Here is a 13,872-nt window from a genome sequence, read left to right on the forward strand (position 1 = left end):
CGACTGACCAACAAGACAGACACATCAGGATCGGAGCACGGTTCATGTCCATCCCCCAGTCCGGCGGCGGACCGATCGAACGCCACGAGCAACTTGCCGAATATCTGGAATCGGGCTGCAAGCCCAAAGCCGATTGGCGCATCGGAACCGAACATGAAAAGTTCGGCTATTGTAAAGACTCACTGAAACCGCTGCCATTCGAAGGCACGCGGTCGATTGTGGCGGTGATTGAAGGGCTGCGCGACCGGCACGGCTGGGCCGAGGTGCGCGAAGCGGGCCACCTGATCGGTCTGGAAAAAGACGGCGCCAATGTCAGCCTTGAACCGGGCGGCGCACTAGAGCTGTCGGGCGCGCCGTTGGAGACGATCCACGAGACCTGCGACGAGGTGAACACCCACCTGCGCGAGGTTAAGGATATCGCGGATGAAATCGGCGTGGGCTTTATCGGTCTGGGCGCGGCTCCGATCTGGACCCATGAGCAGATGCCTCTGATGCCCAAAGGCCGTTATCGGCTGATGAACGATTACATGGAAAAAGTAGGCTCCATGGGCCGCGCCATGATGCGGCGCACTTGCACGGTTCAGGTCAATATCGACTTTGGGTCCGAGGCCGACATGGTGCAGAAACTGCGCGTGGCGCTGGCTTTGCAGCCTGTGGCGACGGCGCTGTTTGCCAATTCACCCTTCTTCGAAGGACAGGTCAACGGCCAGAAAAGCTGGCGCAGCCATATCTGGCGGCATCTGGACGATGCACGCACCGGTATGTTGCCCTTTGTGTTCGAAGAAGGCTTTGGGTTCGAGCGCTACGTGCAATACGCGTTGGATGTGCCGATGTACTTTGTCTATCGCGATGGCCAGTATATCAACGCGCTGGGCATGTCCTTCCGCGATTTCCTGCAGGGCAAACTGCCCGCGCTGCCGGGTGAAACACCTACTCTGTCCGATTGGGCCGATCACCTGACCACCGCCTTCCCCGAGGCGCGGATCAAGAAATTCATGGAGATGCGCGGCGCGGATGGTGGCCCGTGGCGGCGTCTGTGTGCGCTGCCTGCCTTCTGGGTTGGCCTGACCTATGATCAGGGCGCGCTGGATGCGGCCTGGGATCTGGTCAAGGGCTGGGATGCCGAAACGCGCGAGGAACTGCGCGTTCAGGCGGCCGTCAATGGCCTGCAGGCGCAGGTTGGCGACATCAACATGCATGATCTTGCCCGCGAAGTGGTTGCGATCTCGGAAAGTGGTCTCAAGGCCCGGGCCTATCCCGGCGCAGGTGGTCTGGTTCCCGATGAGACACATTTCCTGAACGCGCTGAAGGAGAGTCTCGATACCGGCAAGGTTCCGGCGGATGAGTTGCTGGAACACTACAATGGCGACTGGAACGGCGATCTGACTCGAATTTATCCCGAATACAGCTATTGACCCACCGCGTCCCGCTTGCATTCGCGGGGCGGGGCCGATAGCAGGTTGGCGACCAAATTCAGAGGGCGTCATGGACGATCTTAAGGCAAAATATCTGGGGCAGATCGCCGAGGCGGGCGATGAGAACGCGCTTGAGGCGATCCGCGTCGCCGCCGTGGGCAAAAAGGGCGAGGTCGCGCTGAAGATGCGCGAGCTGGGCAAGATGACCCCCGAGGAACGTCAGGTCGCAGGCCCCGCGCTGAACGCCCTGAAGGATGAGATCAACTCGGCGCTGGCCGCCAAGAAAGCCGGTCTTGCCGATGCCGCGCTGGACGAACGTCTACGGACCGAATGGCTGGACGTTACCCTGCCGACCCGCGCGCGCCGCCAAGGCTCGATCCACCCGGTCAGTCAGGCGACCGAGGAGCTGACCGCGATCTTTGCCGAACTGGGTTTCTCGGTGGCTGAAGGGCCGCGGATCGAGACCGATTGGCACAATTTCGACGCGCTGAACATCCCCGGCCACCACCCCGCGCGGGCCGAGATGGACACGTTTTATATGCACCGTGCCGAGGGCGACGAGCGCCCGCCGCATGTGCTGCGCACCCATACTTCGCCGGTCCAGATCCGCTCGATGGAGCTGCAGGGTGCGCCGATCCGCATCATTTGTCCGGGCGGCGTTTATCGCGCTGATTATGATCAGACCCACACGCCGATGTTCCATCAGGTCGAAGGTCTTGCCATCGACAAGGACATCTCGATGGCGAACCTGAAATGGGTTCTGGAAGAGTTCGTGAAGGCGTTCTTCGAAGTCGACGATGTCGAACTTCGTTTCCGCGCCTCGCACTTCCCCTTTACCGAACCGTCGGCAGAGGTCGATATCCGCTGTTCCTGGGATAACGGCCAGCTGAAGATCGGCGAGGGCGACGACTGGATGGAGATCCTTGGCTCCGGCATGGTTCACCCCAAGGTGATCGCCGCCGGTGGCATTGATCCCGAGGTCTATCAGGGCTTTGCCTTTGGTATCGGCATCGACCGTCTGGCGATGTTGAAATACGGCATTCCGGATTTGCGGGCGTTCTTTGATAGCGATCTTCGGTGGTTGCGGCACTACGGGTTTGCAGCGCTGGATATGCCGAACCTGCATGGTGGTTTGTCTCGGTGATTGAAACAGGCTCGGCAGGTTTTGTCATCGACCAAGCCGTCGCGTTTTTTGGCATAGCTGTTGCCGCGGTTTCCTATCTGCTCAAGCAATGGTGGGAAGAGGCAAAACGTATCTCCTTGCGTAGAGAAGACGTGTATCTTCGCTTTGGTGAAAAAATAGGGCGATTAGAGGCTGCACTCACCCTGGGAGATGACGAGCAAATTCAGGCTTCATTCTCAGATTTATCGTCGATGGTTCTTGAGTTTCAGATATTCGCTTCCGCCATAGTAAACAAAAGTGCAGGCCTCTATATGGGTAACGCGGCGGCTTTGATTGCCGGAGCGGCCAGCGCACCGGACGGTGAGCCGATCTCCATCGCCGCACTTTCCGAAAGCCGGACAAGACTCATAGAAGTCATGCACCATGATGTGACTTGGCTAGGTAAACCGCGACCATTTAAGCGCCGGAAAGTGCGAGAAGACTAAAACGGTCGGGAGATCTCGTTTGAAAATCCGGCGCGGAGCAAAGGCCGATAGGCCGCCGCGCTATCGCCAGACCGCCCACACGGGCTGGCGATTTGTCTCCGTCAGTGCAGCGCTCGAACAGCGCACGGATTTGGCCAGCATAAACTTCCCTCCACAGCCCAAGGATCGCCACCCCGCGGTCTGGCGATAGCGCGGCTTGTTTCAGCCTCCCACGGGGTTGTGACGTGACTTCGTGCACGGGGCGGGTAGGCTCCGAGTTATGTTTCGGATTCTGACCTGCCTGTTTCTTCTTCTCCCGCTCCAAGCTGCAGCAAATGGTTGCCATGGCGACGCGGCCTGCCCGCTCGGTGACCGCTCATACCATGTGCTGGAACCGGACGGCTGGGACGGCGAAAGCCCTCTGCCGGTATTGCTGCACTTCCACGGCTGGGCGCGGCAGGGGGATGTGGTGGTCAACCACGAAAGGATCGCAGGGGCCACCAAACTGCGCGGCGTGCTGCTGGTGGCCCCGAACGGGCGCGGCAAAAGCTGGGATTTCTGGACGTCCGACACTGATGACGTCCCCTTTGCGGATCGGGTGCTAGAGGATGTCGCGGCGCGCTATCCCATCGACCCGGATCGCATCTATGTCTCGGGCTATTCCTATGGCGGCGCGATGGCGTGGCGCTATGTCTGTCAGTCCGGCGATGACGTTGCGGCCCTGCTGGCTGTCGCTGGCAGCATTCGCCAGACCGAGGACTGCCCGCAGGCCCCGCGTCAGGTGCGCCATGTGCATGGGCTGGACGACACGGTGATGGATTTCCCCGTGGGTCCGGGCGGGGACACGACCTATCCGGTGGCGTTGTGGAAAGCGAAGTTCGACTGCAACGGTGCAACCCCGCGTGGCGATTGGAGCGTGAAGCCTTTCCTGACCCTCAGCCGTGTGGAATGGACCGATTGCGCGCAGGGGCAGGTTACGTTGGACACGCATCCGGGCGGGCATTTCATCCCGCATGGCTGGATCGGCTGGCAGTTGGATGAGCTGGCCGGACGAGCGCCGGTCTATCCCTGACCCGTTTGACAGCCCTTTGCATCCTAGGTCATCTGCGCAGGCCATCTGACCAAGGAGCCTTGCCCGATGAAACCCCTGCTGGTGACCGCCGCGATCCTGACCGCAACCTCTGCCCTGGCGCGCGACGCCTATCCGCCTGTTGATGTTTTGGTGCAAACGGACAAGTCCGTGATCGGAGAGCCACTGGAATACCCGGACGGCACACCGCAGATCACCATGGCCATCATTACCATGCAGCCGGGTCAGGTGACCGGTAGTCACCGACATAATGCTCCGCTGGTGGCCTATGTGCTGGAAGGGGAAATCACTGTCGATTACGGCGCGGCGGGGACAAAGACCTACAAAACCGGCGATGCCTTTGTCGAAGCGTTCCGATCCCCACACGTGGGGGCGAATACGGGCGAAGACATCGCGCGGATTTTGGCGGTGTTTGCCGGATCGGATAGCGTCGTCAACACAGTTGCCGAACAGTAGGTGGTCATGTGGCACACGGCCTCTTTCCCCTTGTCTGAATATCCGTTACACGCGGGCTGACCCAAGATTATGCGGAATACGACCGATGAAATTCACCCTTTCCTGGCTCAAGGATCACCTGGACACTGACGCGTCGGTCGATGAGATCGCCGAAACGCTGACCGATCTGGGGCTCGAAGTCGAAGAGATCGTCAATCCGGCGGACCGACTGGCGGGCTTTATGCTGGGAAAAGTGACCCATGCCGAACAGCACCCTGATGCCGACAAGCTGCGGGTCTGTACGGTTGCGACGGATGAGGGTGATCTGCAGATCATCTGCGGCGCGCCCAATGCGCGCGAAGGTATCACTGTCGTGGTCTGCAAACCGGGCATGTATATTCCGGGCCTGGACATCACCATCAGCGTCGGCAAGATCCGCGGTGTCGAAAGCTTTGGCATGATGGCCTCGGAGCGCGAGCTGGAGCTGTCGGAAGAGCATGACGGCATCATCGAGTTGCCCTCGGGTGAGGTCGGCGATCAGTTCGTTGACTGGCTGGCCGAGAATGATCCCGCAAAGGTCGATCCGATGATCGAGATTGCGATCACCCCGAACCGCCCCGATGCGTTGGGCGTCGCCGGGATCGCGCGCGATCTGGCGGCACGCGGGGTCGGCACGCTGAAAGAGCGCGACTATGTGCCGGTGCCGGGCGATTTCGTCAGCCCGATCAAGGTGACGATTGATGATGACACGCTGGACGGAGCACCGCATTTCACCGGGCGTCTGATCAAGGGTGTCAAGAACGGCCCCAGCCCGCAGTGGCTGCAGGATCAGTTGAAGGCGATCGGCCTGCGTCCGATCTCGGCCTTGGTGGATATCACCAACTATATGACCTTCGACCAGAACCGTCCGCTGCATGTCTTTGATGCGGACAAGGTTCAGGGCAACCTGCGCGTACATAGGGCCAAGGGTGGCGAAAAGCTGATGGCGTTGGACGAAAAGGAATACACGCTGCAACCGGGCATGATGGTGATTTCGGACGACAACGGCCCGGAATCCATTGCAGGGATCATGGGCGGCGAAGAAACCGGCTGTACCGAGGATACCGTGAACGTCTTCCTCGAAAGCGCGTTCTGGGATCATGTGCAAATTGCACTGACAGGCCGGGCGTTGAAAATCAACTCGGATGCGCGGTACCGATTCGAGCGCGGCGTCGACCCGGAATACACGCTGGAAGGATTGGAACATGCAACGCAGATGATCCTGGATATCTGCGGTGGCGAGGTCTCTAAAGTGGTTGAGGCAGGCAAAGCACCAAACCATGCGCGGTCCTACAAGTTGGACTCGGCCCGGGTGCAATCGCTGGTCGGGATGGTCATTCCCGAAAGCGAGCAGCGCCAGACCCTGACCCGTCTGGGTTTCCGCCTTGAAGGCGAGATGGCCCATGTCCCCAGCTGGCGCCCCGATGTCATGGGCGAGGCTGATCTGGTGGAAGAGGTCGCACGAATTGCCTCCCTGACCAAGCTTCAGGGCAAGCCGCTGCCGAGGGTCACTGATGGCATTCCGAAACCGGTTATGACAGCCACTCAGCGCCGCCAGTCGATGGCGCGCCGCACCTGTGCCGCATTGGGTTATAACGAATGCGTCAGCTATACATTCATTGATCAGACATCCGCAGCGCTGTTTGGCGGTGGCGACGAAGCGACGCAGTTGGAAAACCCGATTTCGTCCGAGATGAGCCATATGCGCCCCGATCTGCTGCCGGGGCTGTTGCAAGCGGCGGCCCGCAATCAGGCGCGCGGCTATGCGGATGTGGCGCTGTTTGAAGTTGGCCCAGTTTTTCACGACGGCGAGCCAGGCGATCAGAAAATCCAGATTACCGGCCTGCTGGTCGGTCGCGACGGCCCCAAGGATGTGCATAGCGCCACACGCCCGGCGGATGTGTTCGACGCCAAGGCAGATGCCGAGGCCGTTTTGGCCGCCATCGGCGCACCCGCCAAGGTTCAGATCCTACGCGAGGGCGACGCCTGGTGGCATCCGGGTCGGCACGGCAAAATTTGTCTGGGTCCGAAAAAGGTACTGGGCGTTTTCGGCGAGTTGCATCCGCGTGTGTTGCAGGCGATGGACATCAAGGGCCCGGTGGTGGCTTTCACTATCTGGCCGGATGAGGTGCCTCTTCCGCGTAAATCCGGGGCGACCCGCGCGGCGCTGGAGCTGCGCGATCTGCAGGCGGTCGAGCGTGACTTTGCCTTTGTCGTCGATGAAGGCGTCGAGGCACTGACGCTGGTGAATGCCGCTGCCGGTGCCGACAAGGCGCTGATCGAGGATGTGCGCGTCTTTGATGAGTTTATTGGCGGCAGCCTGGGTGAGGGCAAGAAATCTCTGGCCATCACCGTTCGGCTGCAGCCAACAGATGCGACGCTGAAGGAAAAAGATATCGAAGCGGTGGCTGAAAAGATCATCGCCAAGGTTTCCAAGGCAACGGGCGGCGTTCTGCGCGGCTAACGCGACCGTAATCCAAATGCAAAGCGCGCCAATCGGCGCGCTTTTCTCGTTTCTCAGACGCCAGTGTTGCCGTGCTGCAACGTCCCTGCGTCCTGAAAATCCAGGGGTTGAGTGGAATCACCCCCTGGCCGTAAGTCCAGCCCCCTAATGCAATCACAATCCGGAGTCGGCCCAATGCCAGATCCCAGCCTCGCAAAAGCAATGCCCAAACCCTGATTGCCCGCCAACTGACCGGCGGGCCTGTTTCCCGTTGGAGAGTTGTCATGAAACGCCAAGACATCTCGATGATCCGGCAGATTCTGCCGGAAGAGATGCCATTCTACTATTATACCGACCGGCAAAGCCCCTGGTTGCTGTGCCAGTCGATGGAGGCCGAAATGTCGGTTTCGGATCTAAAGCAATCGGGGCTGTCCCGTTTGCTGGCGCGTCCTTTGCTGAAACCCATGATCGCGCGGTGCGGTGGGGTTTTGCGGAGGCACGATGTGCTGGCCGTGGCCCATGCGGATCGCGCCGTGCGTCTGAAGGGGCTAAGCCCTGCGGCGTTCCATGGTTTAGAAGCGGTCTATCAGTCCGAATGGCTGGATTTCTGCCTGAGCTTTGAGCGCTGGTCTGGTGAACAAACCACGCGCAAGGCGCATAACATTGTGGTGCAGTTGGGCTTCCCGACCGAGCACGCCGAGCTGTTGTGGAAATTCGAACAGCGCGCGGCGGTGGGTGCGTTCCAAAGCTGTTGGCACCCGGTACGCACGCATGGCCGTCCGACTCTGGCCTGGTGCCGCTTGGATATAGATTTAACAAGTGGCTATTGTCTGATTGAAGAAATTCAGTCCGACTGGTTGCGCTTTGTCGGCCATGCCCGGCGTCGACTGCAATGCCGGGCGCCCCGGTCGCGTGAGTTGCGTTTGACGCGTGAATACGAGCAGGCGCTGCAGCAGAAATACGCGAAAATATGGGCCGAGGTCATGATGTTGGCAGTGTTGGTGCTGCTGCGCGACGAATTCGCCATTCGCGAAGTCTGGATGCACCAGCCAGAACCGGGCGCGCAGCTGAAAGGGATCTCCTGGGGACGGTTGCCGCCGCGGTCGATCTATACCCGTTTGCCCCGCAGTTTCGGGTTCGAGCCAACATCCGAGATGCCGGGGTTTCTGGGAAGCAAGCAGCGCAGCGCGGCCCGTAGGGCAGTTCCCAACGGGCAGCCGGTGTTTTGGAGGCTGGCTTTCTGAGCCCCCCTTGGGTCAGGTCCATTTTGTCTTTAGGGTCGCCAATAAAATCAAAGGAGAAATCAATGGGCCTGAACGTCTACCTGTCCGGAGAGATACACACCGACTGGCGCGAGCAGATCATTGACGGGGCGAAAGGGTTGGACATTTCGTTCAACAGTCCTGTCACGATTCACGAAGCCAGCGACGATTGCGGCGTTGCAATTTTGGGGTCCGAGCCAAACAAGTATTGGCATGACCACAAGGGTGCGATGGTCAATGCGATCCGAACCCGCAAGGGCATTTCAGACGCGGATGTCGTGGTCGTCCGCTTTGGCGATCAATACAAGCAATGGAACGCAGCCTTTGACGCGGGATATGCGGCGGCTTTGGGCAAGTCGATCATCGTAGTGCACGGGCCAGATCATCAGCACGCGTTGAAAGAGGTTGATGCAGCCGCCCTGGCTGTTGCTGAACATCCCTCGCAGGTGGTGGATGTGCTGCGGTATGTTCTGACGGGTAAGCTTCCAAGCTAAATGGATGGGGTGAGGTATTGCCTCACCCCACACGTGTTAACCTGGGGAAGGAATCTGCAGCCCGCGCTGAACGGCGGGACGCGCAAGAAACCGATCAAGATAAGGTTGGAGATTTGCGTACTCATCCCAGCCAACAATGTCTCGGGCACCATAAAAATCCAACCCGCGCAGCCAGGGGACGATTGCAATGTCGGCGATCGAGTAGTCCCCGGAGATCCATTCCTGACCATCAAGTTGATTGTTCACGACATTCAACAGCCGCTTTGCCTCGTTGAGATAACGCTCACGTGGGCGCGGATCTTCGATCTCTTTCCCGGCGAATTTGTGGAAAAAGCCAAGTTGCCCAAGCATGGGACCAATTCCACCCATCTGGAACATGAGCCATTGGGTAATGCGATGTCTGTCGCTTTGTGTCTGGCCCATGAATTTCCCTGACTTCTCGGCCAGATACAACAGGATCGCACCGCTTTCAAACAGGCCCAGGGGATGTCCATCAGGACCGTTCGGGTCAATGATTGCAGGGATTTTGTTGTTTGGGTTCAGCGACAGGAACTCGGAGCTTTTGACATCCGCATCCGCAAGCGTGACCAGATGCGCCTCGTAGGGCAGGCCGGTTTCCTCAAGCATGATCGAGGCCTTGACGCCATTAGGCGTCGGATAAGAATAGAGCTGAATGACCGAAGGGTTTTTGGCGGGCCATTTGTCTGTAATGGAATAAGACGCAAAATGTGTCATGGGGTCTCCTGAATAAGCCGATTGGGGAAAAATAGTCACGATTTCCCATAAAAACATACATTTTATAGTGCAATTAGCGCACAGTTGCCGTGCGTTTAGGCGCATAAAAATGACAACAGGGAAAGAGGGAAGTTATGTTCCAGGAGTTCAAGACATTCATTGCCAAAGGCAATGTCATGGATATGGCGGTGGGTATCATCATTGGAGCCGCATTTACCGCAATTGTTACGTCGCTTGTTGGCGATCTGATCAATCCATTGATTGGCCTGGTCACGGGTGGGGTTGATTTCACCAACAACTACTCCGTTCTGGCCGGTGATGTCGCCGAAGGGGCGAGCCTGGAAGCGGCGCGGGAAACCGGTGCTTCTGTTTTTGCATATGGTGCGTTCATCATGGCGATCATCAACTTTCTGATCATCGCCTGGGTGGTTTTCATGCTGGTCAAAATGGTGAACCGTGTGAAAGAGGCGGCAGAAGAGGAAGCACCGGCGGAAGAAGAAGCGCCAGCCGGGCCAAGCGAGCTGGACATCCTGATGGAAATCCGCGACGCACTGAAAAAGTGACTCCTGCAGTTACGGCAGAAGAGGACCCCACCAGATAGGTGGGATTCAATTAACGATCTGAAAGCAGAAGGAAACCCGAATTGGAGCAGACGATGGAAATGGCAAATCAAGCCATGGATATGGCAAACGGCTATGTGCCAATCTTGATGAGTGCGGGCAAGGCTCTGATTGTTCTGATATTGGGCTGGATTGCGGCAGGTATGATCGCTGGGGTTGTTCGCCGCCGTATCAACAAAACGCCCCATATTGATCCGACGCTGGGCAATTTTGCCGCCAGCATGATCAAATGGGCCATTCTGGCCATGGTAATTGTGGCTGTTCTGGGCATCTTCGGGATCGAAGCAACCAGTATCGTTGCCATTTTGGGCGCTGCTTCGCTGGCCATAGGCCTGGCGCTGCAGGGTACACTTAGTGATCTGGCGGCAGGCGTGATGTTGGTTGTCTTCCGGCCGTATAAGCTTGGCCAATATGTCGACATCGGCGGAACAGCCGGAACTGTCAAAGATCTGAATCTGTTCACGACCGAACTCGTGACCCCCGACAATGTGCAGATCATTGTACCCAATGGCCAGGCTTGGGGGTCAGTTATCACCAACTACTCGGCACACGAGACGCGTCGTGTAGATTTGGTGTTTGGTATCGACTATGGCGATAGCGCGGATGAGGCGATGAAAATCATTTTGGACCTCGCAATGGCTGACGGGCGCATCCACGGCGATCCCGAGCCCTGGGTGCGGGTCACAAATCTGGGGGACAGCTCGGTCGATCTGACGGCGCGCTTGTGGTGTGCCGCTGTCGATTATTGGGATGTCAAATTTGAAATGACCAAAGCAGTCAAAGAAGCGTTTGATGCAAAAGGCGTTTCGATTCCATACCCGCATTCGGTCGAGATCCAGAAACAGGGATGATGCTCCCGCCCGTCGCTCGGGCATTAAAATACCCTCCTCCGGTTGGGCCCGGCGCCGCGCTAATCGCGCGGCGTCGTTGTTTTTGGTGCCCCGTTCAACGCTGTGAACAGGTTACGCCGCTTCGAAGAGGCGGCGCTATGCCCAACGCTGCAAACGCCCTCGGGAGAGGGCGCTTCAGGGGCTGGAGGGTTTCGTCAGGATTTGATGACAACGTTGGGGGATACCACGTCAATCCCAAGCGCTTTGCCAACCGCATAATAGGTGAGTTGGCCGGCGTGAACGTTCAAGCCAGCCAGCAGGTGCGGATCATCCTGACAGGCCTGTTTCCATCCTTTATCCGCCAGTGCCAGCATGAACGGCATTGTGGCGTTGCCCAGTGCTATTGTTGACGTTCTTGCAACCGCGCCGGGCATGTTGGCCACGCAGTAATGCATGACGCCGTCAACTTCATAGATCGGGTCCGCATGGGTTGTGGCCTTTGAGGTTTCAAAACAGCCGCCCTGGTCGATGGCAACATCCACAAGAACCGCGCCGGGTTTCATGGTGGACAGCTGCGCGCGCGTCACCAGTTTCGGCGCTGCAGCACCCGGAATCAGCACAGCGCCAATCACCATGTCGGCTGTCTGGATCAGCTCCGCGGTCGCACCTGCAGTTGAATACTGGTTCTTGAACTGACCGCCGAACACGTCGTCCAGATAACGCAGCCGGGGCAGGGACCGGTCCAGTACCGTCACATCCGCGCCCATACCTGCGGCGATCTTGGCGGCATGGGTGCCGACGACGCCCCCACCGATAACCACAACTTTTGCTGGACCAACGCCGGGGACGCCACCCATCAGCACTCCGCGGCCGCCATTGGCCTTTTGCAGCGTCCAGGATCCGACCTGCGGTGCCAGACGGCCCGCAACCTCGGACATGGGTGCAAGCAGGGGCAGACCTCCATTTGCATCGGTCACTGTCTCATAGGCGATAGCCGTACAGCCCGATTCCAGCAGGTCATGGGTCTGATCCGGATCCGGGGCCAGATGCAGGTAGGTGAACAAAAGCTGCCCTTCACGCAGCATCTTGCGTTCGCCCGCCTGGGGTTCTTTGACTTTGACAATCATCTCTGCGGTGGCAAAAACTTCTTCTGCACTGTCCACGATGCGGGCACCTGCGGCGACGTAATCATCGTTATCAAACCCGGCGCCAATGCCAGCTCCGTTTTCGATTATCACGTCATGGCCACGAGACACCGCCTCTTGTGCGGCGTTGGGCGTCATGCCGACACGGAATTCCTGCGGCTTGATTTCTTTGGGGCAACCGATTTTCATTAGGTCTCTCCGTTCCTAAACTGCCTAAATACTGGGCGGTTTCGGGTGCAATTTCTGTGAAACTCTGCCCGCATTCCGGCTTTTCTTCGGGAAAATCTTCGCTACAATGGGTAAAACCCGCAAAGGAATTGCGTGGATGAGCCTTGATACGACAGATAGAAAGATTCTGGCTGCCTTGCAGCGGAATGGTCGAATGTCGAATGCCGAATTGTCCGAGCAGGTGAATTTGTCGCCTTCGGCCTGCCACAGGCGGGTACAGAGGCTTGAGGCCGACGGCTATATCCGCAACTACGTTGCCTTGTTGGACGCGCGCAAGATGAATGTGCCAACAACGGTGTTTGTCGAGATCACCTTGCAGGGCCAGGCCGAGGAAGTACTGGAGGCCTTCGAAAAAGCTGTTGCGCGGATCCCGGATGTTTTGGAATGCCACCTGATGGCAGGAACTGCGGACTACATACTGAAGGTCGTTGCCGAAAACACCGAGGATTTCGCCCGCATCCATCGCCAATATCTGTCTCGACTTCCAGGCGTGGCGCAGATGCAAAGCTCATTCGCGCTTCGGACTGTGTTCAAGACGACGGCGTTGCCGGTTTAACCTAGGCTGGGCCGGGATAGGTGAAAATCACCAGATGCGCCGCGTTAAAGGCGAAATGCATCAGAACCGGAACCCAAAGACGTCCTGTCGCGTAATATCCCAGGCCACATGCCGCGCCAAGAAGGGCTGCAAAGAAAACCAATGCAGGTCCACCTGCAAAATGTGCAAGCCCGAAAAGCAGGCTGGCCGCAGCAATCCCTGCAGCAGCCCCCATGCGTTTGGAAAGTGCTGATTGCAGATAGCCACGGAAAAAGGCCTCTTCCGTGAGGCAGGTCAGAAACAGGTTGGAAAGTGCAAAGATCATCCACCAATGGGGAAGGGTGAACTCTGGCCGGATGGCACCAACTGAGAGGCCCAGTAGAAACAGGGCCGGCAATGCGACCAGCCCGACCGCCAGCGGCGATTTGCGTATATACGCCAACCCATCATTCATGCGTGGCCAGGCCAGAAGGACGGCGAACAGGATCAGAGGCTTGTCCAGGTTCAGGTACATCGTGAAATCGGTGCTGCCCGGTCCAGCTTGAACCCGGTCCAGTACCAGAAGGTTATGAAAGCCCGGAACCAGATGTGCACCCATGGCCAAGCACCACAGGATCAAGGCGATATGTCCAACAAAGGAAAACGCACCGTTCAAACCGCGTAGCATCAACGCTCCGGCAAGACCTGCTGACGCAATAGCTGCGGCAAAGGGCGTGACCAGACCCAAGGTCAGAGCAATCAGGCCAAAACAGGTCAGCAGAACGAACCCCAAAGACCATTTCCCCGAAACAGCGCATATCTGTGCGGCGATCAGGATAAACCAGGGCCAAACAACCGGCAGAACAGATATGAAATGCGCCACGGCCCCTCTCTGAAATGACCTGTGCTTTGATGCCCTCAGAACACTCGGGCTGGCAAGTCGTGTTAACAGGCTTCATACAAACTGAAGTAGGGGTGGCTCTGGCGATTGAATGATCCAGCCGAGCGGAAATGCCAAGTTTCCGAATTCCTGGG

The 13,872-nt window shown here is 58.2% G+C and carries 14 protein-coding genes; 11 read left to right on the plus strand and 3 right to left on the minus strand.

Annotation, left to right across the window (positions count from 1 at the left end; translation table 11 throughout):
* Window positions 1–44: 44 nt before the first annotated feature.
* The 8 genes from AC2FIP_RS07775 (at window position 45) to AC2FIP_RS07810 (ending at window position 8,765) form a co-directional block, all read left to right on the plus strand.
* Window positions 45–1,415, plus strand: coding sequence for a glutamate--cysteine ligase (locus tag AC2FIP_RS07775; RefSeq protein WP_496785847.1), 1,371 nt, complete (start codon window positions 45–47; stop codon window positions 1,413–1,415).
* Between the two features lie 70 nt (window positions 1,416–1,485).
* A complete protein-coding gene (gene pheS / locus AC2FIP_RS07780; RefSeq protein WP_281972601.1) occupies window positions 1,486–2,559 on the plus strand; it encodes a phenylalanine--tRNA ligase subunit alpha in 1,074 nt (357 codons plus the stop codon).
* A complete protein-coding gene (locus AC2FIP_RS07785) occupies window positions 2,556–3,023 on the plus strand; it encodes a hypothetical protein (RefSeq protein WP_496785848.1) in 468 nt (155 codons plus the stop codon). The genes pheS and AC2FIP_RS07785 overlap by 4 nt, the downstream gene beginning before the upstream one ends.
* A gap of 259 nt (window positions 3,024–3,282) precedes the next feature.
* Window positions 3,283–4,074 (plus strand): CE1 family esterase, encoded by a 792-nt coding sequence (locus AC2FIP_RS07790; RefSeq protein ID WP_496785849.1) that lies wholly within the window; start codon window positions 3,283–3,285, stop codon window positions 4,072–4,074.
* Between the two features lie 66 nt (window positions 4,075–4,140).
* Complete coding sequence (locus AC2FIP_RS07795) at window positions 4,141–4,548, plus strand: cupin domain-containing protein (RefSeq protein WP_496785850.1); 408 nt, start codon at window positions 4,141–4,143, stop codon at window positions 4,546–4,548.
* 85 nt (window positions 4,549–4,633) lie between these two features.
* Window positions 4,634–7,030: a phenylalanine--tRNA ligase subunit beta gene (pheT, locus tag AC2FIP_RS07800; protein WP_496785851.1), complete on the plus strand. Its 2,397-nt coding sequence runs from the start codon at window positions 4,634–4,636 to the stop codon at window positions 7,028–7,030.
* Between the two features lie 263 nt (window positions 7,031–7,293).
* Window positions 7,294–8,253, plus strand: a complete 960-nt coding sequence (locus AC2FIP_RS07805; RefSeq protein WP_496785853.1) for a hypothetical protein — start codon at window positions 7,294–7,296, stop codon at window positions 8,251–8,253.
* A 62-nt stretch (window positions 8,254–8,315) separates the two neighbouring features.
* Window positions 8,316–8,765, plus strand: coding sequence for a YtoQ family protein (locus AC2FIP_RS07810; RefSeq protein WP_142635314.1), 450 nt, complete (start codon window positions 8,316–8,318; stop codon window positions 8,763–8,765).
* A 36-nt stretch (window positions 8,766–8,801) separates the two neighbouring features.
* Here the strand turns inward: AC2FIP_RS07810 and AC2FIP_RS07815 are convergent, their stop codons facing one another.
* The gene (locus tag AC2FIP_RS07815; RefSeq protein ID WP_496785855.1) at window positions 8,802–9,500 is read right to left on the minus strand and encodes a glutathione S-transferase family protein; all 699 of its coding nucleotides are present in this window, start codon (window positions 9,498–9,500) and stop codon (window positions 8,802–8,804) included.
* 134 nt (window positions 9,501–9,634) lie between these two features.
* Between AC2FIP_RS07815 and mscL the strand changes: the two genes are divergently transcribed.
* Window positions 9,635–10,063, plus strand: a complete 429-nt coding sequence (gene mscL / locus AC2FIP_RS07820; RefSeq protein ID WP_496785856.1) for a large conductance mechanosensitive channel protein MscL — start codon at window positions 9,635–9,637, stop codon at window positions 10,061–10,063.
* Between the two features lie 98 nt (window positions 10,064–10,161).
* The gene (locus AC2FIP_RS07825; protein ID WP_281995264.1) at window positions 10,162–10,971 is read left to right on the plus strand and encodes a mechanosensitive ion channel family protein; all 810 of its coding nucleotides are present in this window, start codon (window positions 10,162–10,164) and stop codon (window positions 10,969–10,971) included.
* A gap of 194 nt (window positions 10,972–11,165) precedes the next feature.
* Here the strand turns inward: AC2FIP_RS07825 and ald are convergent, their stop codons facing one another.
* Window positions 11,166–12,284 (minus strand): alanine dehydrogenase, encoded by a 1,119-nt coding sequence (gene ald / locus AC2FIP_RS07830; protein ID WP_271948547.1) that lies wholly within the window; start codon window positions 12,282–12,284, stop codon window positions 11,166–11,168.
* 136 nt (window positions 12,285–12,420) lie between these two features.
* On the opposite strand from ald, the gene AC2FIP_RS07835 reads away from it, so the two are divergent.
* Complete coding sequence (locus AC2FIP_RS07835; protein ID WP_142635322.1) at window positions 12,421–12,879, plus strand: Lrp/AsnC family transcriptional regulator; 459 nt, start codon at window positions 12,421–12,423, stop codon at window positions 12,877–12,879.
* Between the two features lies 1 nt (window position 12,880).
* Here the strand turns inward: AC2FIP_RS07835 and AC2FIP_RS07840 are convergent, their stop codons facing one another.
* Window positions 12,881–13,720 carry a CPBP family intramembrane glutamic endopeptidase gene (locus AC2FIP_RS07840; RefSeq protein ID WP_496785858.1) on the minus strand — a complete coding sequence of 280 codons (840 nt, stop codon included), beginning with the start codon at window positions 13,718–13,720 and terminating at the stop codon, window positions 12,881–12,883.
* Between the last annotated feature and the right edge of the window lie 152 nt (window positions 13,721–13,872).

This window comes from Ruegeria sp. CDSB114 (genome assembly GCF_059611025.1).